23 protein-coding genes and 1 pseudogene are annotated in these 22,281 nt (G+C 33.0%); 14 read left to right on the top strand and 10 right to left on the bottom strand.

Annotation, left to right across the window (positions count from 1 at the left end; translation table 11 throughout):
- The first annotated feature begins 42 nt into the window (after positions 1-42).
- The 6 genes from EV143_RS14950 to EV143_RS14925 all read left to right on the top strand — a co-directional run bounded on the left by EV143_RS14950 (position 43) and on the right by EV143_RS14925 (position 5,475).
- Positions 43-762, top strand: a complete 720-nt coding sequence (locus EV143_RS14950; protein ID WP_133508743.1) for a toxin-antitoxin system YwqK family antitoxin — start codon at positions 43-45, stop codon at positions 760-762.
- 137 nt (positions 763-899) lie between these two features.
- Entirely contained in the window at positions 900-2,087 is a 1,188-nt protein-coding gene (mnmA, locus tag EV143_RS14945) for a tRNA 2-thiouridine(34) synthase MnmA (RefSeq protein WP_133508742.1), read from the top strand.
- Between the two features lie 44 nt (positions 2,088-2,131).
- Positions 2,132-3,739 (top strand): S8 family serine peptidase, encoded by a 1,608-nt coding sequence (locus EV143_RS14940; protein ID WP_133508741.1) that lies wholly within the window; start codon positions 2,132-2,134, stop codon positions 3,737-3,739.
- A gap of 10 nt (positions 3,740-3,749) precedes the next feature.
- Positions 3,750-4,694, top strand: coding sequence for an NAD(P)H-dependent flavin oxidoreductase (locus EV143_RS14935; protein WP_133508740.1), 945 nt, complete (start codon positions 3,750-3,752; stop codon positions 4,692-4,694).
- Between the two features lie 20 nt (positions 4,695-4,714).
- Positions 4,715-5,131 (top strand): hypothetical protein, encoded by a 417-nt coding sequence (locus EV143_RS14930; RefSeq protein ID WP_133508739.1) that lies wholly within the window; start codon positions 4,715-4,717, stop codon positions 5,129-5,131.
- Positions 5,132-5,292: 161 nt separating this feature from the next.
- The gene (locus EV143_RS14925; protein ID WP_133508738.1) at positions 5,293-5,475 is read left to right on the top strand and encodes a hypothetical protein; all 183 of its coding nucleotides are present in this window, start codon (positions 5,293-5,295) and stop codon (positions 5,473-5,475) included.
- Positions 5,476-5,546: 71 nt separating this feature from the next.
- On the opposite strand, the gene EV143_RS14920 is transcribed toward EV143_RS14925, so the two are convergent.
- The gene (locus tag EV143_RS14920; RefSeq protein WP_133508737.1) at positions 5,547-5,981 is read right to left on the bottom strand and encodes a DUF4268 domain-containing protein; all 435 of its coding nucleotides are present in this window, start codon (positions 5,979-5,981) and stop codon (positions 5,547-5,549) included.
- A gap of 91 nt (positions 5,982-6,072) precedes the next feature.
- Here EV143_RS14920 and EV143_RS14915 point away from each other — a divergent pair, with 91 nt between their 5' ends.
- Both EV143_RS14915 and EV143_RS14910 read left to right on the top strand, forming a co-directional pair.
- Entirely contained in the window at positions 6,073-6,723 is a 651-nt protein-coding gene (locus EV143_RS14915) for an NUDIX hydrolase (RefSeq protein WP_133508736.1), read from the top strand.
- Between the two features lie 124 nt (positions 6,724-6,847).
- Positions 6,848-7,657 (top strand): lysophospholipid acyltransferase family protein, encoded by an 810-nt coding sequence (locus EV143_RS14910; protein ID WP_133508827.1) that lies wholly within the window; start codon positions 6,848-6,850, stop codon positions 7,655-7,657.
- 151 nt (positions 7,658-7,808) lie between these two features.
- On the opposite strand, the gene EV143_RS14905 is transcribed toward EV143_RS14910, so the two are convergent.
- From EV143_RS14905 to EV143_RS14895, 3 genes are all read right to left on the bottom strand, one after another.
- On the bottom strand, positions 7,809-8,441 hold the full coding sequence (locus EV143_RS14905) for a hypothetical protein (protein ID WP_133508735.1): 633 nt from the start codon (positions 8,439-8,441) through the stop codon (positions 7,809-7,811).
- An 8-nt stretch (positions 8,442-8,449) separates the two neighbouring features.
- On the bottom strand, positions 8,450-8,944 hold the full coding sequence (locus tag EV143_RS14900) for an RNA polymerase sigma factor (RefSeq protein ID WP_133508734.1): 495 nt from the start codon (positions 8,942-8,944) through the stop codon (positions 8,450-8,452).
- Between the two features lie 148 nt (positions 8,945-9,092).
- Positions 9,093-10,154, bottom strand: coding sequence for a DUF3810 domain-containing protein (locus EV143_RS14895; RefSeq protein WP_133508733.1), 1,062 nt, complete (start codon positions 10,152-10,154; stop codon positions 9,093-9,095).
- Positions 10,155-10,378: 224 nt separating this feature from the next.
- Between EV143_RS14895 and EV143_RS14890 the strand changes: the two genes are divergently transcribed.
- Entirely contained in the window at positions 10,379-11,839 is a 1,461-nt protein-coding gene (locus EV143_RS14890; RefSeq protein WP_133508732.1) for an aminoacyl-histidine dipeptidase, read from the top strand.
- 258 nt (positions 11,840-12,097) lie between these two features.
- Here the strand turns inward: EV143_RS14890 and EV143_RS14880 are convergent, their stop codons facing one another.
- The 4 genes from EV143_RS14880 to EV143_RS14865 form a co-directional block, all read right to left on the bottom strand.
- A complete protein-coding gene (locus EV143_RS14880) occupies positions 12,098-12,436 on the bottom strand; it encodes a DHCW motif cupin fold protein (RefSeq protein WP_133508731.1) in 339 nt (112 codons plus the stop codon).
- A gap of 94 nt (positions 12,437-12,530) precedes the next feature.
- Positions 12,531-13,304, bottom strand: a complete 774-nt coding sequence (locus EV143_RS14875) for a carboxypeptidase-like regulatory domain-containing protein (RefSeq protein WP_133508730.1) — start codon at positions 13,302-13,304, stop codon at positions 12,531-12,533.
- Positions 13,305-13,392: 88 nt separating this feature from the next.
- The gene (locus tag EV143_RS14870) at positions 13,393-15,321 is read right to left on the bottom strand and encodes a DEAD/DEAH box helicase (RefSeq protein WP_133508729.1); all 1,929 of its coding nucleotides are present in this window, start codon (positions 15,319-15,321) and stop codon (positions 13,393-13,395) included.
- Between the two features lie 204 nt (positions 15,322-15,525).
- Positions 15,526-16,104 carry a non-canonical purine NTP diphosphatase gene (locus EV143_RS14865; RefSeq protein WP_133508728.1) on the bottom strand — a complete coding sequence of 193 codons (579 nt, stop codon included), beginning with the start codon at positions 16,102-16,104 and terminating at the stop codon, positions 15,526-15,528.
- An 86-nt stretch (positions 16,105-16,190) separates the two neighbouring features.
- On the opposite strand from EV143_RS14865, the gene EV143_RS14860 reads away from it, so the two are divergent.
- Positions 16,191-17,969, top strand: coding sequence for an ABC transporter ATP-binding protein (locus tag EV143_RS14860; RefSeq protein WP_133508727.1), 1,779 nt, complete (start codon positions 16,191-16,193; stop codon positions 17,967-17,969).
- Here EV143_RS14860 and EV143_RS14855 read toward each other — a convergent pair.
- Positions 17,950-18,333 (bottom strand): ribosomal maturation YjgA family protein, encoded by a 384-nt coding sequence (locus tag EV143_RS14855; protein WP_133508726.1) that lies wholly within the window; start codon positions 18,331-18,333, stop codon positions 17,950-17,952. The genes EV143_RS14860 and EV143_RS14855 overlap by 20 nt on opposite strands.
- Before the next feature lie 110 nt (positions 18,334-18,443).
- Here EV143_RS14855 and EV143_RS21830 point away from each other — a divergent pair, with 110 nt between their 5' ends.
- The 4 genes and pseudogenes from EV143_RS21830 (at position 18,444) to EV143_RS14840 (ending at position 20,672) form a co-directional block, all read left to right on the top strand.
- Positions 18,444-18,644 carry a hypothetical protein gene (locus EV143_RS21830; protein ID WP_243739880.1) on the top strand — a complete coding sequence of 67 codons (201 nt, stop codon included), beginning with the start codon at positions 18,444-18,446 and terminating at the stop codon, positions 18,642-18,644.
- Positions 18,645-18,674: 30 nt separating this feature from the next.
- A pseudogene (locus EV143_RS14850) lies at positions 18,675-19,631 on the top strand (glycoside hydrolase family 88 protein); the annotation flags it as partial.
- A gap of 8 nt (positions 19,632-19,639) precedes the next feature.
- The gene (locus EV143_RS14845) at positions 19,640-20,047 is read left to right on the top strand and encodes a hypothetical protein (protein WP_133508725.1); all 408 of its coding nucleotides are present in this window, start codon (positions 19,640-19,642) and stop codon (positions 20,045-20,047) included.
- A 190-nt stretch (positions 20,048-20,237) separates the two neighbouring features.
- Positions 20,238-20,672, top strand: coding sequence for a hypothetical protein (locus EV143_RS14840; protein WP_133508724.1), 435 nt, complete (start codon positions 20,238-20,240; stop codon positions 20,670-20,672).
- A 64-nt stretch (positions 20,673-20,736) separates the two neighbouring features.
- Here EV143_RS14840 and EV143_RS14835 read toward each other — a convergent pair whose 3' ends face one another.
- Positions 20,737-22,248, bottom strand: coding sequence for an FMN-binding glutamate synthase family protein (locus EV143_RS14835; RefSeq protein ID WP_133508723.1), 1,512 nt, complete (start codon positions 22,246-22,248; stop codon positions 20,737-20,739).
- Positions 22,249-22,281 lie beyond the last annotated feature (33 nt).

Genomic DNA, 22,281 nt, shown 5'->3' with positions numbered 1-22,281 from the left:
TTATAAAGCACAATTTCGTTTAAGATTAAAATTGAATATACAATGATTTTAAAAAAGATAATTTTTGGACTGGCATTATTGAATGCTTTCATAATAACTGCTCAAACGGATATAAATAAACTGGATGCAAGCGGAAAGAAAGATGGTTTGTGGAAAGGAACTTATGAAGTTTCTAAACGTCCTCGTTACGAAGGAACTTTTAGTCATGGAAAAGAAACCGGAGTATTTAAATTTTTTGACGATACCAAAAAAGGCGATGTAATTGCAACCCGGGATTTTACAGCTAACGATGGAAGCGCATACAATATTTTTTATGACCAGAGTAAAAATAAAGTAAGCGAAGGAAAGGTTATTGGAAAAAACTACGAAGGCGAGTGGAAATATTATCACAAAGCTTCTAAAATTGTAATGACAATCGAAAACTATAAAAACGGAAAACTTGAAGGACCAAGAACGGTTTATTATCCGAATTCTAAAGTTGCTGAAGAAATGACGTATAAAAACGGTAAGAGAGAAGGAATCTATAAGAAGTTTGGACAAAACGGAATTATTTTAGAGCAAACTACTTATGCAAACGATCAATATAATGGCGATGCTGTTTTTTATGATTCTGATGGAGTAGTAGCTTCAAAAGGAAAATTCCTGAACGGTAAAAAAGCTGGAATGTGGCAATTTTACTTAAAAGGAAAACTAACCAAAGAGGTTAATATGAGTGATCCTAAAAGCAGCTACAAAGCTGATTCTAAACCTAAAATGGAATAGTTTACACATTTAGCTTAAAATCATTATTCAATAATAAGTTTTATCTACAACGGCATTAGAGAAACTAATCAAAACCGTTATAATTTCCTAAAATATGACTTACCTTTGCACCCTTATAAAAATATAAAGGAGTTAAAATGAAACGTGTAGTTGTTGGACTTTCCGGTGGAGTAGATTCTAGTGTTGCTGCTTATTTATTGCAACAACAAGGTTACGTGGTTATTGGGCTTTTTATGAAAAATTGGCACGATGATTCAGTAACTATTTCTAACGAATGTCCTTGGTTAGAAGATAGTAATGATGCATTACTAGTAGCTGAAAAACTAGGAATACCGTTTCAAACTGTTGATTTAAGCGAAGAATACAAAGAAAAAATCGTTGATTATATGTTCAACGAATATGAAAAAGGGAGAACTCCAAATCCTGATGTTCTTTGCAACCGCGAAATCAAATTTGATGTTTTCATGAAAATTGCCTTAAGTCTTGGAGCAGATTATGTTGCCACGGGACATTATTGCCAAAAAAATGAAATTGAAGTTGATGGTAAACCAGTTTATCAATTAATTGCAGGAGCAGATAACAACAAAGACCAATCTTATTTTTTATGTCAGTTATCGCAAGAACAATTGGCAAAATCATTATTCCCAATTGGAGCTTTAACCAAACCGGAAGTTCGCGAAATCGCTGCTGAAATGGATTTAGTTACTGCAGAAAAGAAAGACTCTCAAGGATTATGTTTCATCGGAAAAGTTCGTTTACCGGAATTTTTGCAACAAAAATTGCAACCAAAAGAAGGTAAAATCGTTCAGATTGATAAAAACGATCCTATTTATAATATTCAAAAACCAGAAGGTTTATCATTTCAGGAAGAAATAAAATTAGAATCTCAAAAACGAGAATATCTTCCAACAATGGGAAAAGTCGTTGGAAAACATCAGGGTGCTCATTATTTTACGATAGGACAACGAAAAGGACTAAATGTAGGCGGAACAACTGATCCTTTGTTTATTATCGCTACAGATGTTGAAACGAATACTATTTATACAGGTTTAACAAGCCAACATCCGGGTTTATTCAAAAAAGCATTGTTTATCGAAAAATCTGAAGTGCATTGGATTCGTACAGATTTAGCTTTGAAAGTTGGAGAAACGATGGAAGTAATGGCGAGAATTCGTTACCGTCAGCCTTTGCAAAAAGCAGTTTTACATCAATTTGAAGACGGAATGTATGTTGCTTTTGATGAACCTCAATCAGCTATTACTGAAGGACAATTCGCAGCCTGGTATTTCGATAATGAATTAGTTGGTTCGGGAGTAATTTCTTAGCTTTATACTTTTTAACAAAGGTTCTGCCTTTAAAAAAGTAAACTATGAAATATAATTTTACATTTCTTTTATTACTTCTTTCGTTCACGGTATTTTCGCAACAAGAAGCCTGGGTTTATTTTAATGCTAAACCAAATGCGCAGCAGTTCTTTAATAATCCGTTAGCAGAACTTTCTCAAAAAGCTTTAGATCGAAGAACGAATCAAAATATAACTTTGGATTTTACAGATGCGCCTCTGGAAACTTCTTTTGTAGATCAAATTAGAGCCAGTGCGGGAATAACTGTAATGGCTCAATCTAAATGGTTGAATGCACTTCATATTCGAGGTACAGAGACGAACATCAATGCTTTAAAAATACTATCATTTGTTCAAAAAATAGATTTTGCAGATAAAGCTTTAAATACAACAGCAAAAAAGGTTTCAGAAACGAGAACAAGTCAAACGTTGGATAAACTAAAAACAACAATTGATTATTCATACGGTAATTCTGCCAATCAAATTCAGATGTTGAACGGACAAGTTTTACATAAGCAGAATTTTACCGGTGAAGGAAAAATTATAGCGGTTTTAGATGCAGGATTTCCTGGTGTTAATACAGCTCAACCCTTTGAAAATCTTAGAAATAATAATCGAATTCTGGGTGGTTACGACTTTACTACAAGAAATACCAATTTCTATACCGGTGATAATCACGGAACTTTAGTTCTCTCAACTATGGGCGGTTACAAGGTAAATGCTTTGGTAGGAACAGCTCCAAATGCCTCTTATTATCTTTTTATTACAGAAATTGATGCGATAGAAAATCCTGTCGAAGAATCACTTTGGGTGGAAGCAGCTGAAAGAGCCGATGCATTAGGGGTTGATATAATTACTACATCATTAGGATATTTCGGTCAACGTGATGAACCAAGATATAATCATACTTATAGTGATATGAACGGAACAACCAATTTTGTTTCGCGTGGTGCAGAAATAGCTTTTAGTAAAGGCATATTGGTTTTAGCTTCTGCTGGAAATGAAGGTACAGAAGTAGAAAAACATATTGGTTCTCCAGCGGATGCACTTTCGGTATTAGCAATTGGATCGGTTACGGCTTCTAAATTGAAATCGAGTTTTAGTTCAATTGGGCCAAGTTATGATGGAAGAATTAAGCCGGATATTATGGCACAAGGATCTGCTTCAGTAGTTTCTGACGCCAATGGAAATATAGGAACTTCAAACGGAACTTCTTTTTCATGCCCTATTATGGCAGGAATGGCTGCTTGCTTATGGCAGGCATTTCCAACAAAAACCAACCAGCAAATTCGACAAATGATTTTGGAATCATCTGATAAATTTGCAACTCCAAATAATAATTATGGTTATGGAATTCCAAATTTTGGATCAACTTTAGGAGTAGAAAATTTTAAGGATTCCACATCATTTTCTGTCTATCCAAATCCGGCTAAAACAACTGTTTCTTTTTCTTATTCAGAACAAAATGAGGCAGCTTCGGTAATTATTTATTCTGTTTTAGGGCAAAAACTTATCGAAAAACAAATTACAAATCAAAATCCAACTCTTTCCTTACAATCCTTAAAAAGCGGGCTCTATTTTTATACTTTTGATGCCGAAGGTTTGCATAAAACAGGAAAGATTGTTAAGCAATAATATTTTTTGAATGAATAAAATAACTCAGCTTTTTAATATAAAATATCCAATAATTCAGGGAGGAATGATTTGGAATAGTGGTTATAAACTGGCATCTGCCGTAAGTAATGCAGGCGGTTTAGGACTTATAGGCGCAGGATCTATGTATCCTGAAGTATTACGCGAACATATTCAAAAATGCAAAAAAGCAACTGATAAACCTTTTGGAGTCAATATCCCGATGCTGTATCCGAACATCGAAGAGATTATGAATATTGTGGTTGATGAGGGCGTAAAAATTGTTTTTACTTCAGCTGGAAATCCTAAAACGTGGACTTCTTTTTTGAAGTCGAAAGGAATTACTGTTGTTCATGTAGTGAGTAGCAGTGTATTTGCATTAAAAGCACAAGAAGCAGGGGTTGATGCCGTTGTTGCTGAAGGTTTTGAAGCCGGCGGACACAATGGGCGTGAAGAAACAACTACATTGACCTTGATTCCGATGGTAAAAGAGAAAATTCAGATTCCGCTTATTGCGGCGGGTGGAATTGCAACAGGTAGAGGAATGTTGGCTGCAATGATTTTAGGTGCCGATGGTGTTCAGGTTGGAAGCCGTTTTGCTGCTTCTGTAGAATCATCATCACACAATAATTTTAAAGAAACAATAGTAAATATAAAAGAAGGAGAGACTCATTTGACTTTGAAAGAATTAGCACCAGTACGACTAATTAAAAATAAATTCTATCATGATGTTCAGTCGTTATATAAAAAATCACCATCTAAAGAAGATTTAATGCAGCTTTTAGGAAGAGCAAGAGCTAAAAAAGGAATGTTTGAAGGTGATCTTGAAGAAGGAGAATTAGAAATAGGGCAAATTTCAGGTTTAATTCATGAAATTTTACCAGCAGAACAAATTATTCGAGAAATGATTGCAGATTTTGAAATTGCGTGCGCGGAAAAGGCTAAATTTGAGTTTTAAATGTTTGCAAGAATCACAATATGAAAATCATACGCACCTCTATATATATAATACTCTTTTTTTTAGCGCTGGGTTTGCAACAAACTTACGCCCAATCCTATCAGTTTAAAACATCAGGATTTAGTGTTTTAGAAAAAAATGAAAGAGGAAAGTGGGGCGAATGGTCGACTCTTGATCTCGTTAATCTTTCGGTAATTCTCGACACAAATAAACACCGAATTGTAGTTTATTCGCAAGAAATTCAGCTTTTTATGATACTGAATTATATCGAAAGAGAAGAAAATGATACTGATATTACCTATTCTTTTTTATGCAAAGACAATGAGGGAAACGAATGTAAACTATCAATAATTACCCGAAAAAAGCAAGATTATCGCAAGCAGCTTTATATTAATTATGATGATCGTATTATTGTTTATAATATTTTTAGTGTTTAAAGATGATTTTAATTTATAGATATGTTTTATAGTTTTATAGAATACAAATAGTATTACTCATTTCGAATAAGATAATTTTGTGCATTAATTTATTCGAATTCAACACGTTTTTGAAAGTTAATTTATTAAATAATAAAATTAAAATAGTAAAAAAAGATATTATGAATTGGAATAATTTACTAATAGTAATTTATGTACTGCTACTAATCTTTAATGGATATTCGTGGTATAAATACAATAAAAGTGCTACTGCTGATCAAAAAAAGAAAGAAGGCTGGACCAATTATTACTTAATTGCGACGATCTTTATTTTAATTTTATTATTCAATAAACTAGGTTGGTAAAAAATTGTAACCCTCAAATGGGTTTAAATAACAAACTAATAGACTTAGAAACTTAGCATCTTTAGCTAAGGCTAAGAAATATCCTTTATAAACTCATCATACTCTAAATAAAACATTTCAAGAGCGTGCATTTTTTCAAAAAAGAAATCAAAAATAGCATCCCAATTATTTCGATTACTAAAACCGACTCCTTGTTTTTCTACCCAAATGCGACTAATGGTTTTGCCACTTTCTAAAGTGTGATTTTTTTCAAAAACCAAATCTTTAATAAATTCTTCTTCCAGAATATTTTTTAAAGCCTCTATTTTTTCAAAATAAGCATTGCGTTTCTCATCGCTGCTAGGTTCGATATCAATTAAAACCTGCGCTTTTTTATTATCAACATAAAATTTAAAAGAGAAATCTTTAATCTTAGTATCATAAAGAACCCATTTTCGTGGATATTTTTCTGCGAAAGCCACCCAAAATTCTCTTTTTAATTTTTGTGATTCTTCTCTACTATACATTTTTATGGCTTTAGATTTAGAAAACTTGTAGAACCGCGTTTTCTGGACTATATTTATATTTTATTTGAAAGTACAAAAATAAACTTTGAATATGGATTTTCAAGATTTTTTGCAATATGTTCCTAATTTAATTCCAGTTGAACTTCCGGCTGAAGCCGCACATATAAAAATGGCTCCAAAAGAAAGAGCAGAAGCTTTGAAAAACTTAGATTTACAAGCTATAAACCCGAGAATTGCTGCGGTTATGATGTTGTTTTATCCAAAAAACGGAAAAACACATTTAGTTTTAATAGTCAGAAATGCGTACAATGGCGTTCATTCGTCGCAAATAGCTTTTCCGGGAGGAAAATATGAGACATTTGATGCTTCTTTTAAAGATACCGCTTTACGCGAAACACAAGAAGAAGTTGGTGTCCTTTCTGAAAAAATTGAAGTTATTAAAGAGTTTACTCCCATGTATATTCCACCAAGTAACTTTTTAGTGCATCCTTTTATGGGAATTTCAAAAGAAGAACTTTTGTTTCATCCAGATGAAAGAGAAGTAGCAGATATTATAGAGCTTCCGCTTTCGTTTTTTTTGAATGATGAAATTATAATCGAAGCCACACTGTCGACTTCTTATGGAAATAATATTCTGGTTCCGGCATTCAATATTCAAAATCATATTGTTTGGGGAGCAACAGCAATGATATTAAGCGAATTAAGAGATGTTTTAAAAACTACTTTTAACGGAAAGTTGTAATTACATAAAATTAACAATTTGATATTTATTAAGATATCATTTTCTTTTTGAAATTGTTTATTAGTTCTCGCAAATCAATAAATTTTGTATGTTTGCGACTCAGGAAAAACATAATAAGAAAGTTATGGGATTGTTTAAGCGAAATCCTTTCGGACACATATTATTCATTAAGAAATGGTTAATTCGTATTTTGGGTGCTATGACGCACCGAAGGTATAGAGGATTTAATGATTTACAGATTGAAGGATCTGAAATCATTAAAACATTGCCTGATAATAATGTGTTGTTTATATCGAATCACCAGACTTATTTTGCTGATGTGGTGGCGATGTTTCATGTTTTTAATGCAAGTTTAAGCGGACGTCAGGATAATATTAAAAATATTGGTTATTTGTGGCAGCCCAAAATGAACATATACTATGTTGCAGCCAAAGAAACAATGCAAGCGGGACTATTGCCAAGAATCCTGGCGTATGTTGGTGCTATTACTGTTGAAAGAACCTGGCGCGCAAAAGGTGTTGATGTTACTGAAAAACGTGACGTTAACCCAAATGATACAGAAAATATTAAAATGGCACTTGAAGATGGTTGGGTAATTACGTTTCCGCAAGGAACAACAAAATCATTTAAGCCTGTTCGTAAAGGAACTGCACATATTATCAAACAACATAAACCTATCGTAATTCCGATTGTAATTGATGGTTTCCGCCGCTCGTTTGATAAAAAAGGACTCCGCATGAAGAAGAAAGGAATTCTTCAATCGTTTATCATCAAAGAACCTCTTGATATTGATTATGAAAACGATACCATCGACGAAATCGTCGAAAAAGTAGAATTCGCCATCGAACAGCATCCATCATTCTTAAAAGTTATCCCTGCCGAAGAAGTTAAAATACAGGAAGAGCTTAATAAGTTAAGAAGATGGGAATATTAGAAATTTTAGATTTCTGATTTTAGATTTTAGATTTGAAAAAGTTTCACGTTTTTCAATTTGAATTTATATGCCATAGCAACTTAGTAACCAGAGTCTTAAAAGCTTTAAAAAAACCTTTGAACCTTTGTCGCTCTGCAACTTTGAACCTTTACTAGAAATCTATCTTCTTTAACTCCTTATAATTAGCATATAATCTGCGTAATAGAGTTCCGTATAATAATCTGTAAAAGCACCAGAATATACCTAAAAATGCTAATGTTACCAGAAACAAAATTCCAACAGTAATAAACATTGCTTTACCGTTTGCAGCTAGTTTATTTCTTAAAAAATCCATTTCAGGATTGTAGACAAAGGCGATAAAAAAGCTAATAATCGAGCTTATAACTGCCATTCCTAAATTATACCACACATAATATTGAACCGTTTTTCTGGTTTTAAGAATGCTGCTCATTAATAATTTTGTAGATCCTGTCGTAGAGATGGTTTTGTAGTTTTTATAGAAAAAATACACAAAAATCAAAACTACCACATAATTAAAATAGGTAAGGAGTTCCAGATAAAATATCATTTCTGCATGTTTTATCTTAATTAGCATTTCGTCTGTACTGAAGAAGAAATTTGAAACCGTCCAAAATAAAATTTCTAAAATGCTAATAATCAAAATCCATTTTACAATAGAAGATGATTTTTTGTGAATCATTTTATAGATCTCTTTTTCAGAAATTTGTTCAAAAGAATCCGAGTTCTTTTTCCAGTCTTTTTTTAGTAAATCCAGTTCTTTCATAATAATTTTTAAGGATTTAGTATCTTTTTAAGTTTCCCTTTTATTCTGTTCATTTTCACACGTGCATTCACTTCGCTGATCCCTAAGGTCTCAGCTATTTCTTGATAATCTTTGTCTTCTAAATACATAAAAACTAATGCTTTTTCGATGTCATTAAGCTGATAAACGGCTTTGTACATCAATTTTATCTGTTCTTCTTCTTCATAATTGTAATCAACATCTTTTACAAAATGCTGATGACTCTCATATTCTACTGTCGATATGGTACGTTTGGTTTTTCGGTATAAGGTAATGGCGGTATTTAAAGCGACGCGATACGTCCAGGTCGAAAATTTACTGTCGCCTCTAAATTTTGGATACGCCTTCCAGAGCTGGATTGTTATTTCCTGAAACAAATCTTTGTGAGCATCTTCGCTGGCAGTATATAATCTACAAATCTTGTGGATTATATTCTGATTTGCCTGCAATTGCGCAACAAACGATTGTTCTAGATTTTCGCTCATAATTGATTAGTAGTAATTAAAGCAATTTTGTTACAATAAATTGTTTTTTTAGCCACGAATTATGACTTGAGCCTAATTATATACATTTAAAAGTAATGCACTTTTCTTGAAAGGATTTGTGAAAATTGGTGCAATTCGTGGCAAATCTTTACAATTTTCGAGTCTTATAATAATTCACCATTAAATCTACAAATTTGCTGTAGCTTTCCATACCATCCTTTTGATTGTTTGTTTTTAAAAAGTTATCATAGAGAATATGAAATCCTTTGTCAATAAAAGTGTCATATTGCTTCCAGAAATCATGGCTTTCCTGATAGTTTTTTAGAATTCCAACATGAACCGTTTTTTTCAATTGATTGAAAACTTTCTTATTTTTCATTTGCCAAATTCCCAAACAATAACGCAAAGCAAAACTATAACCGGAATATTGATAATATAAATTATTGTTTTTAACGGATGCTAAAACTCCAATAAAATTGCATTCACTCTCGCTTGCAAATCCTATTTGATGCGCCATTTCATGGCAACTTGTAAGTGGAAAATTATACATTGGCATCAAATCATTTACCTGAGCTTCATTCGTAAACGGATTTAGATAACCCCCAAAACCCATATAAGTTAAGGGCAGGCTGAAAAGTGATTTTTTAACGCTTAAAATTTCATATTTAAAATACGGCTGTTCTTTAGCCAGATTATTATATCCGTTTAAATTCATTTTGAAAGCTTCGTTTTGAGAGTAAGGAAAAACGATTTTAGCGCTGTCATTTTTTGTTATCTGAAACTGAATTTCATTTGTTTTAACGATTAACTTTTTTGTGAAAGCTAATAATTCAGCATCAGTATATTCTCTTTGAATTTTCATTTTTTCGAAAAGAGGTTCTCTGTAATAATTGAATGCCCATAATAAATGAAAAAAGAAATAAAATACAGAAACACAACTTAAAATTCTCAAGATATTATCTTTCCATTCCAGCTTCCATGTTTTTCGAACTTTCCAAAACCATCGTATAAGTAATAAAATCAAAATAGAGTAAATACAATCACCAACAGAAAACGGAATTCTGCCTAAAACTATTCTTGAAAAGTGAGAAATTTTTAGATATAATCCGTTGCTGTAAAAACGTTCTATAAATTCCGGAAAAAACGGTAGAATCTTTAAAATGATAATCTGTACGAGAAATAATAAAGGTAAGATGTATTTTGATTTCACAGTTTAAATTTTGATTACGTAAATATAAATACAATATTGATTGATAAAAAAAGTTAGCCACGAATTCCACGAATTTTCACTAATTATTAATTTGTTTAATGTTATAAAAAAGAAAATATTTTTGCAATTCGTGGCGAAAAATTTTAAATACGTTTACAAGGCTAAAAAAAATATAAACTTTGTAACTTTGGAACTCTTAATTGTTAAACTTCAAACAAAATATAATGAGTCAGGAAATAAGAAATCTGGAACCAAAAGCACTGTGGAATAAATTTGCAGATTTAAATGCAGTTCCGCGTCCGTCAAAGAAAGAAGACCGTGTAATTGAGTTTATGAAAAACTTTGGAAATAGCTTAGGTTTAGAAACTTTTGAAGACGATATTCGAAATGTAATTATAAGAAAACCGGCAACTCCGGGAATGGAAAACCGTAAAGCAATCGTACTTCAAGGACATCTTGATATGGTACATCAAAAAAATGCTGATACCGTTTTTGATTTCGATACCCAGGGAATTGATATGTATGTTGATGGTGACTGGGTTCGCGCTCGCGGCACTACGCTTGGTGCTGATAACGGACTTGGAGTAGCAACAATTATGGCTATTTTAGAAAGCAAAGATATTCCGCATCCTGCAATTGAAGCGTTGTTTACAATTGATGAAGAAACTGGAATGACGGGCGCTTTAAACCTTAAAGGAGGAATTCTTCAAGGTCAGATTTTATTAAATCTGGATACTGAAGAAGATGATGAAATAGATATTGGTTGCGCTGGTGGAATCGATGTAACCGCTACAAGAACGTATCACGAAGAAGAAGTTCCGGAAGGCTCTGTGGGGCATATTATTACCGTAAAAGGTCTTAATGGAGGTCATTCAGGAATGGATATTCATAAAGGATTAGGAAACGCAAATAAAATCATGAACCGTTTGTTATTTGATGCTTTTGAAAACTTCGGTTTGCAAGTGGCAGAGATTAACGGAGGAAGTTTGAGAAATGCAATTCCGAGAGAAAGCGTTGCAAAAGTGATCATTTCAGAAATGTTTGATGAGGCTTATATTTTTGATATGCAGGAAATTATCAACGATATAAAAGCTGAATACAAAACAACAGAACCAAATCTTACTATCGAAATCGTAAAATGCGATTTACCGGAAAAAGTAATGGATCTTGGTGTTCAGGAAGGAATCATTAGAGCAATTTATGCGGCACATAATGGAGTGTACAGAATGAGTGCTGACATGGCTGATTTAGTAGAAACTTCAAACAATATTGCTCGTGTAATCGTAAAGGATGGTGAAATTTTAGTGGGATGTTTAACACGTTCTTCTGTAGAAACTTCAAAATTTGATTTGGCTAATTCGTTGCGTTCTGCTTTTGAATTAGTAGGTTGTGAAGTAGAACTTTCAGGATCTTATCCGGGTTGGACACCAAATGTAAATTCTGAAATTTTAGATACTTTGGTTGGAATTTATGAAAAGCAAAACAACGAAAAGCCAAAAGTTGTAGCTTGTCACGCAGGTTTAGAATGTGGGATTTTAGGAACAAATTATCCTGAAATGGATATGATTTCTTTTGGACCAACGATTCACGGAGCGCATTCTCCTGATGAAAGAGCAAGTATTTCATCAGCTCAAAAATATTGGAAATTCGTATTAGAAATTCTTTCGAATATTCCGGTTAAATAACAGTACTTCAGTGTTCAGTTTTTTTAGTTGGTAGTTTTTACTGAAAACTAAAAAACTGAACACTGCTTACTTCTTTAATCTCTTTTAGGAGAATTTTTCTTTTCTCTCTTTTCTTCTTTCTTTTCTTTAGCTGTTTTCAACGGTTCTTTTTTTACCGTTTTTTTAGCGTCTTGACTCTTTGCCATGATATTAAAATTTAGTTATTTTCTTTTTGTTTGTAAGTAAATGTAAATATAATATTTTGATTTTTTTGGAATATTATTTTAAAAAATCTCCATCAATTATTAATAACGTCACACCTTTTGTAGTGATAGAGCGGTGAGAGCTTACATCATCAGAAACTACATAAGTCATTCCTTTCGAAAGTTCGAATTTTTCTCCATTTTCCAATTCACTTATAAAATCTCCTTCCAGGCAATGCACAATATGTCCTTTTTGGCACCAATGATCAGCACTATAATTTTCAGAATAAGTAACTTTTCGAATGCGTAAACCTCCTAATTGTAATGTTTGCCAATAAGCAATTCCGGTTTCTCCTACATGTTCTGTTTTTGCAATTTGATTCCAGTCAATTGTTTGAAAAGGTATACCAGACATAGTTTTTGTTTTTTATTTAAAATAGGTTTAAAAAAAAATCCTCTTTACAAATTGTAACTGAGGATTTAAATATTTTATATTTTTTGAAAGTATTCTAATTACGTTTCAAGACTTTGTATTGTTCATAACAGGCACTAATAGCGTCCATAATTTGTAAATCGTTTGCTTCCTGAATAAAAGCGTCAGAATAGTTACAACGCTGCAGGATTTCAGGAATTTCATCTTTACTTACACCTAAAAGAACAGAAACCGTTTCTCTGTCATATTTTGATTCTAAAAGATTTCTAACAGTATCATCCTTTCGCATTTCTTTTAATTTCTTGAGTTCTCTACCATTTTTTCCAAAAAAACCATATAATACATCGGCAGGATTAAAGATAGATCCTAATACTTTTCCAAACGCATTTGGAGAATATTCACCAGCTTCATAACCTTGTGTAAGGCCTGAAATACTGTAACGGTAATTTTCTTTAGTTGGAATTAATTTGGAATCGACTTCAAGATATCCTGTTAAGTTAAAAGGAGCAATGACAACTTCTTCAAGTGCAATTGCTTTTTCAGTTAACTGTATTCTTGTGATTTTGTTTTTTATCCAGTCATTTGTTACTCTGATTCTTAAGGACTGAAATCCTAATAGAGAAAAGTGAATAGTGTCGTTGACCTGAACATCAATTTCAAAGTATCCTTTAGCATCAGACATGGCGCCGCGAACTTTGTTTGTATTGATGATATTTACGTTAGGAAGAGGTTGTTTACTATTATCGTTAATAATATAACCAGAAACTCTTTGCGGAACAGTAGATTCTGTGTCTTGCGCAAAACCAACGGCTGATAGTAGGGTAAAAAAGAAAACTGCGAAATATTTCATATCCTGATTTAAAGCACTAAAAGTACTAAATAGGGATTAAATATTTCGCAGTCTTCGAATATAATTATAAGAAAATTAACAAAGAGGATTAATCTCTTCTTGGTCTTCTTGGTCTTGGCGAATCACCAGAGCTTTCTGAACGTCTAGGAGCTCTTTCTGAACTACCTTCACTTCTTGGAGCAGAACTTCTAAAACCACCTTCTCTTTTTGGAGCAGATGAGCTTCTGTCACTTCTGAAACCACCTTCTCTAGGAGCAGAGTTTCTGTCGCTTCTAAAACCTCCGCCACCAGAACCTTCACGTCTTGGTCCGAAACTTCCTCCGCCTTCGCGTCTTGGTGCAGAACTACGTCCCGCGCCACCGCCGCTACGTCCGTTATGGTCACGTCTTCCGCCACCATCATTTTTAGAAATTTCAACATTAATACGACGTCCTTCTAATTGTACGTTGTTTAATACTTCCATTACTTTTTCAGTGTGCTCAGGATCAGTGTTAAAGAAAGAGAAACCTTCTTTTACATCTACTTTGAAAACGTCATCACGACCTAAGTCTAATGTTTCTTTCAAGTAATCTTTAAGTGTCATCCAATCGAAGTTGTCTCTTGAACCAATGTTTACGAAATAACGAACTGCTCCGTTATTATTGAATTCTCTTGGCTCAGAATCACCTCTTTCACGTCTTTCAGAACCTGAAGACTGATTAGAAATATCTCTGTTCTTTTTATAGTAAGCAATAAAACGATTAAATTCTACTGAAACCATTTTCTTAATCAATTCTTCTTTAGATAAACCTTCAAGAACATTGTTAATAGCTGGTAAATAGTTGTCAATTTCGTGATCAACTTCAGTATCTTTAATTTTAGTCGCTAAGTGCAATAATTGAATTTCGCAGATTTCGATTCCAGATGGGATCGTTTTTTCTTCAAATTTTTGTTTGATGATTCTTTCGATAGAAGAAATTTTACGCAACTCACTTTTTGTAACAATTACAATAGAAGTTCCTAATTTTCCAGCTCTACCAGTACGTCCAGAACGGTGATTGTAAGTTTCAATTTCGTCAGGAAGTTGGTAATTTACTACGTGAGTAATATTATCAACGTCAATACCACGTGCAGCAACGTCAGTAGCAACAAGCATCTGAATTTGTCTTCCACGGAAAGATTTCATTACACCATCACGTTGCGCCTGAGATAAATCTCCGTGCAATGCAGCAGCACTGTATCCATCTTCAATTAATTTTTCAGCTACAGCTTGTGTATCTCTTTTAGTACGACAGAAAACCACAGAGAAAATATCCGGGTTTGCATCGGCTAAACGTTTTAAAGCTTCGTAACGATCACGAGCGTTTACTAAGTAAAATTCGTGAGAAACTGTTGCAGAACCTGAGTTCTTAGCTCCAACAGTAATTTCAACCGGGTCGCTCATAAATTGTTTTGCAATTCTGGCAACCTCTTGTGGCATAGTTGCAGAGAACAACCATGTACTTTTTTGATCCGGAGTATCTGATAAAATCGAAACGATATCCTCATAAAATCCCATGTTCAACATTTCGTCAGCCTCATCAAGAATACAGTAATCTATATTTTTAATGTTTACTAAACCTCTGTTAATCATGTCTTGCATTCTTCCTGGAGTTGCTACAATAATTTGTGCTCCTCTTTTAATGTCCCTAGCTTGCTCTGTAATACTAGCCCCGCCGTAAACTGCTACCACATTAATACCTTTCTCGTATTTTGAGTAGTTTTTAAGTTCGTTGGTAATCTGTAAACAAAGTTCTCGTGTTGGCGATAAAACTAATGCTTGTGTATTCCTGTTGTCAGCATCAATTTTTTGAATTAGCGGAAAACCGAAAGCTGCCGTTTTCCCTGTCCCTGTCTGAGCCAACGCAACCATATCCGTGTCTTTTTCCAATAATAGGGGAATCGCTTTTTCCTGTACTTCTGACGGATTCTCAAATCCTAGATCTAAAATCGCCTTCAGTAACGATTCATTCAATCCTAATTGTTCAAATTTATTCATATATGTATTTAAAATAGGGTGCAAAATTACTGTTAATTATTCAGATAAACTAATGCTATTTTAAGAATTATGTATTTGTTATGATTTGATTTTCAAAATGTTATGTTTAATGCAAAATCATTTTTAGATGAAATTGCGGAATTTCGATAAAAAAAACGTCATGAAATATAAATTTTAGGCTATAAAATGTTTTATTTTAAACAATTATTTTGTGGAGTTCAGATAATCAATTAGTTGCTCAGTTGCTTTTGCCCGATGGCTAATTTTATTTTTAATATCTGAAGATAATTCTGCAAATGTCTCCTCATAATTTTCGGGCTGAAAAATAGGATCATATCCAAAACCGTGATCTCCTTTTTTTTCTAAAATAATATTTCCCTTTGCAATTCCGGTAAATAAATGTTGTTCTCCTTTAATATTCAATGCAATAACGGTCTTAAACTGTGCGCTGCGATCATTCTGAGCTTCTAAAGCATTAAGAAGCTTATTCATATTATCATCGGCATTGCGTTGTTCCCCGGCATATCGTGCAGAATACACGCCTGGTTCACCATTTAGTGCCTGAACTTCTAAACCTGTATCATCAGCAAAACAATCATAACCGTATTTTTCAGTAACATAATTAGCTTTCAAAATGGCGTTTCCTTCAATAGTGTCTGCTGTTTCGGGAATTTCTTCGTAACAGCCAATTTCATCAAGACTCAATAATTGAATTGATCCTTTTAGAATGCTTTGTATTTCTTTTATTTTATTGTGATTGTTGGATGCGAAAACAAGTTGCATGATGATAAGTTTAAAGATGTATAAGTAATTTGAAACACAAATTTAGAATTCTTATATTTGATATGTTGCCTAAAAATACAAAATAAATGCAGATATCCGTACTCTATAAAAAAATAACGCCTTTTGTTAAGCCATACAAAAAAATGGTTATTGCTACATTATTACTTACTTTTTTAGGTTCGTTTGCAGTGCAGGTCAATGCTTTAATATTAAAATATACAGTAGATTCTATCAGTAATTTAATGGTTGCTCGTGAACCATTATCAAAAGGATTTCATTTATTAGAAATCATAAGTATTGTTTTACTTTCTAAAGAACTGGTTTATTCGATAGTACAATTTGGTCAGAAATTTTACGGAGAAAAACTGCGTATCTTTATAACACGTGATATTTCTCAGGCAATTGTCGAAAAAATCCTGAGTTACAGAATGGAATTTTATACTTCAAACGAAAATGAAAGCGGAAAGCTTCAAACCAGAATCGATTTAGGAATCAGCAGCTTAACAAGACTGGTTCAGAATTTCTTTATTGATATTTTGCCTTTGTTTACCAATGCTTTTGTGGCTTTGGTTTTGATGTTTTATGCCAATGTATATGTAGGTTTGGTAAGTTTGTGTATCATTCCGATTTATTTTTATATCAGTCAGTTACAAGCTAATAAACTAAGTGGTTTTAGACGCAGAATGCGAACGTATCGTGAAACTAAAAATAACGGAATCATAAGTTTAATCGAATCTATAACGGTAATTAAATCGTTTGTTCGTGAACCGATGGAAGCAGATCGTCATCAGAAAATTCAATTTGAAATGACCGAAAATCAACTTGAAACCAGAAAAACCAGTTTTATTTTTGAAAGTATAAAAGGTTTTGTTGAGCAAATCGGAGTTGTAATTATCATTATTCTGACGGCTTATTTTGTTTTGAATAATACAATGACCATTGGTGCAATTATGTTTCATATCATGTTGTTTAATAATGTTTCGGCACCTATTAGACAGTTGCATCGTATTTATGATGAAGTAAACGATGCTTTAATTTATTCTGAAGGCTTTTTTGATATTTTAGAATCTGACAAAGAAAAAGAAACTAGCGGAAATTATATGCCTGAAAAAATTGTTGGACTTATAGAAGTTAAAAATGTTGATTTTGCCTATCCAAACGGAACAAAAGCACTTTCAGATATCAATTTCACCATAAAACCAAATGAAACCACTGCTTTAGTCGGATTAAGTGGAGCCGGAAAAAGTACTGTTATTAATTTGCTGGATAAATTCTACTTGCCTTCGTCAGGAAAAATTTATTTAGATGGAGTAGATTTGAATGATTACAACACCGATTTTCTGCGCAAAAACATTGGATTGGTTTTGCAGAAAAACCACATTTTTAAAGGTACAATCGCCGAGAATATTTTATACGGAAATCCTGATGCCCCGCAATCAAAAATTATAGAAGCCGCACAACAAGCTTATATTCACGAGCAAATCATGCAGTTGCCAAAAGGCTATGATTCTGATGCACACTTACTTTCCGGAGGCCAGCAACAGCGAATTGCCATCGCCAGGTTATTTCTTAAAAATCCGCCCATTATTTTTTTAGATGAACCAACGGCGAGTTTAGATGCCATTGCAACAGAACAAATTAAGAAATCGCTGGATGCTATAAAAAAGGACAGAACGGTTATTATAATCTCCCACAGTATATCTCAAATTATTGATGCAGCACACATAATAGTTTTAGAACAAGGAAATTGTATAGAGCAAGGAACGCACGACGAATTGTATGATAATAAGTCGGCATATTACCATATTTTCATGGCGATGGCCAATAGTTTGAATATTGATAAAATTACGCAGACTTTTGATTAATGTTTTTGAAAATGATTTTATCAACCATAAAAGCAATAAAAACGCCAAAAGTGTAAGCGAGAATATCACTCCAAAGAAAACCTTGCCCGAGAACATATTTGCCAAAAAGCGTTTTTCTAAGTTCGATAATCCATTCAGCCTGATAAAGTTGTAGAAACTCAATTCCATAGCAAATCAATAAACTCAGGATTATAATTTGAAAAGATTTTTTATTTATAAATAGAATCCTCAGGAGAAAATAAATCATAACAGCGTATAAAAAATCTCCAATAGATAACGGAATTGAAGAAATCTTTCTGGACAAAATTCCAAGAAAAATAGTCAGCAGGAATAGAACATAGTAAAGAATTTTCGATGTACTCAATTTTAATTTTGGTTAGAATTATTTGTACTTTTTTAGTATAGCAAAAATACAAAGATTCAAATAAGTGTACTTTATTTTATAATTTTATTGCTTATCTAACAAATAACCACATGAATACAAAATTTATATTTTTTATTGTCTCTGCTTTAACTTCCTTTTTGTTTGTAAATGAAGCACAATCCCAAAAAAATAATACATTCTATGTTAAAAAACAGCTGGAATATTGTGCAGCGCAGGCATCAAAAACATTAATGGTAATTCCTGATGACGGAACTTCTCCAAGAACAGTTCCAAATGGAAGTTCGACATAGAAATTTGTTGGTTACAAAGACTGGACAAGTGGTTTTTGGCCTGGAGAATTATGGTATTTATATGAAGCAACCGGAGATAAAAAATGGGAAAAAGAAGCCGATAAATTCAGTCGGTTTTTAACGCCTTTATCGGTAAGTAAGGCTAATGATCATGATTTGGGCTTTCAGATTTTTAATAGTTTCGGAAACGGATATCGTTTAACCAAAAATCCGGCATACAAAGAAATAATCTTAAAAACTGCCGATACTTTAGCAACGCTTTTTAACCCGAAAGTGGGAACTATTTTGTCCTGGCCGCACAATAAATATGGTGGTCATAATACCATCATCGATAATATGATGAATTTAGAAATGCTTTTCTGGGCTTCTAAAAACGGTGGAAGCAAGAAGCTATATGATATTGCTGTAAAACATGCTGAAACCACCATGAATAATCATTTTAGGCCTGATTTTTCTTCGTATCATGTTTTAGTTTACGATTATGAAACCGGCAAAAAAATAAAAGGAATCACAGCACAGGGATATAGTAACGAAAGCATGTGGGCGAGGGGGCAAGCGTGGGCGATTTATGGTTTTACAATGGTTTACAGAGAAACAAAAGATCCTAAGTTTTTAGATTTTGCACATACATTGGCCCGTGTTTATTTAGATAAATTAACCACCGAAGATTTAATTCCGTATTGGGATTTTAATGCGCCCGGGATTCCGAATGAACCACGCGATGCTTCTGCCGCTGCAATTGTATCTTCGGCACTTTTAGAGTTAAGTTCTTATACAAAAGATAAAACTTTGAAAAACGAATATCTTTCAAAATCTAAAAAAATGATTGTTTCCCTTTCAGATCATTATCAAAGTGGTGCTGTAAATTCTGCATTTTTATTGCACGCAACCGGACACAAACCTGCCGGAAGCGAAATAGATTGCTCTATAAATTATGCAGATTATTATTATCTTGAAGCACTTTTAAGACTTCAAAAACTAAAATAAAACAGATTATGAGTAAGAAATTAAGTCGCATTTTGTTTACAATTATTATTGTATTGATGCTGATAAGTTGTAAAAACACGAAGCAGAAACTTCAGGAATATGTTACAACCTACAATAGCACTGCTGCCAGTTTTAAAGCGGAAAATTTAACCCTAACCACTGCAAGAGGATACATAAACGATAACAAAATTGAATTGCGTTTTGAAACCAATTTAAAACAAACCGATTCTAATAAAGTTACAGCAAACAAATCTTTTCCTAAGCTATTGAAAGAACTGATTACGAAAGACCAGATTTTTAAAGAACTGGTAGAAGAAGGTGTTCAGTTTGATGTTTATTATTTGGCAGATGACAATACCGTTCTTGAAAAACGAATAATAAATAAAGAAAGTCTAAACGAATTATTGAAAGAATAATTCTGATTAAAAAAAAGTCTCTTTAATTTCTTTTAAAGGGACTTTTTTAATTCTGCTGTATTTTCTAACTACAGCCGCTAATTAAGTTGTAGTCAATTGATTACATTTTTTACAATTATTAAGCAAAGTTGCTTTTGAGTAAAAATTTCATTATGTTTGAGTTAAAAAATAACTATAAAACCATAAAATTATGAAAAAAATTACCCAAATCGCATTTGCTATTTCTCTTGCATTATTGTTGGTGAGCTGTAAAAACACCAAGCAAAAAATTCAGGAACATGTTAGTAATTATAATATTTCATCTTCAATAAAAGGCAATAACATTGTTAGTACAAGTGCTAAGGCATTTTTAAATGACAATAAAATTGAAATAAGAATTGAAACCAATTTAGAAGGAACCGAAGAAAACAAATTGGCAACTCGCACATCGTTTCCGGCTTTACTGAAAGACATGATTAAAAATGATCAAATTTCTCAGGAATTAATAAATGAAGGAGTAAAATTTGATGTGTATTTTTTATCCTACAATAATATTATTCTTGCACAACAATTGGTTGATAAAGAAGAAATTGCTGGTTTAGAAAATGGAAAAAGCACTGAAGGTAAAGAAACGGCAAAACTTTAGTTTCTAAATAAATGATTTTAAAAAAAAAGCCTCTTTGAAATTGACAAAGAGGCTTTTTTTTGTTTTAATGTTTGGTAACATTTGTTAGAATATCAGGGAAATAAAGATCTGATAAATGTGAAAATTCGTCTCCACGCATAAAAATGCTAGGATCAACCTCTGCAAAAGAATTTTTTCCGGCTGCCGCCAAAAGTTCGTTCGCAGAGTGTAAAGTATTTTTATGAAAATGATATACACGATCTGATTTATCGGTGACAACCAAACCTTTCATCAACATTTTGTTTTGAGTGGCAACACCTGTCGGACATTCATTATTGTGACAACGAAGCGCCTGAATGCAGCCTAATGAAAACATAAATCCGCGAGCACTGTTACACATGTCTGCACCTAAAGCAACTGCATGTAAAATTGAATGACCCGAAATTATTTTTCCGCTTCCAATAATTCGCATTTTATCACGAATGTTTAAGCTTATTAAAGTTTTGTTTACAAAAATTAATGCAGGTTCAAAAGGCATTCCAACGCCATCAGCAAATTCCAGGGGAGCTGCACCGGTTCCGCCTTCCGCACCGTCAACAGTTATAAAATCCGGATAAATATCTTCGGCAATCATTTCGTGGCAAATCGCTTCAAATTCAGCTGTATTACCAATACATAATTTAAATCCGATTGGTTTTCCGTTTGATAATTCACGCAATTGTGCAATAAAACGAATAAGTCCTTTAATGTCTGAAAAAGCCTGGTGACCAGGAGGAGAAAGGATCATCGTATTCGGTTCAACTCCTCTGATTCTGGCAATTTGTTCGGTGTTTTTAGCAGCCGGAAGTACTCCGCCATGTCCCGGTTTTGCACCTTGAGAAAGTTTTATCTCGATCATTTTCACGTTCGGAAGATTTGCTTTTTCTGAGAATTTTTCAGGACTAAAATTTCCGTGGGCATCACGACATCCAAAATATCCTGTTCCAATTTGCCAGGTAATATCGCCACCGCCGGCAAGATGAAATTCGGTTAGACCACCTTCTCCAGTATTTTGATAGAAATTTCCTTTTTTAGCACCAATATTTATGGCACGAACAGCATTTTCGCTCAGCGAACCAAAACTCATCGCCGAAACATTAAATATAGAAGCTAAATAAGGTTGTCTGCAATCTTTTCCTCCAACTAATACGCGAGGTAATTCCTCGTTAACCTTTGCCGGAAAAATAGAATGTTTTATTCCTTCATAACTATCATGATTTAAATTTTGCTGTGTTCCGAAAGGTGTACTTGAATCAATGTTTTTAGCTCTTTGATAAACCATAGAACGTTGGTTTCTTGAAAAAGGTTTTCCGTCAGTCGATCTTTCAATAAAATATTGCTGAATTTCAGGCGCAATCATTTCAAATAAATATCTGAAATATCCCAAGACCGGAAAATTCCTTAATATAGCGTGTTTTTTTTGAGACGCATTATAAGCGCCAACAGCCAGTAATATTGGCATTATAATGACAAGTAAAAAACCGCGCTCAGTATAATAATAAATTGCTGAAACAATTAGAAACAATAAGAATCCGTAGATAAAGAATTTTTTTCTCATGTTTTTAAAAAATTAAAATGTAATAAAGTAAGT

It is taken from the genome of Flavobacterium chryseum, assembly GCF_004362015.1.
Taxonomy (GTDB): domain Bacteria; phylum Bacteroidota; class Bacteroidia; order Flavobacteriales; family Flavobacteriaceae; genus Flavobacterium.
Note: the sequence above shows the minus strand (reverse complement) of the source record. Positions and strands in the feature narration are given on the sequence as shown.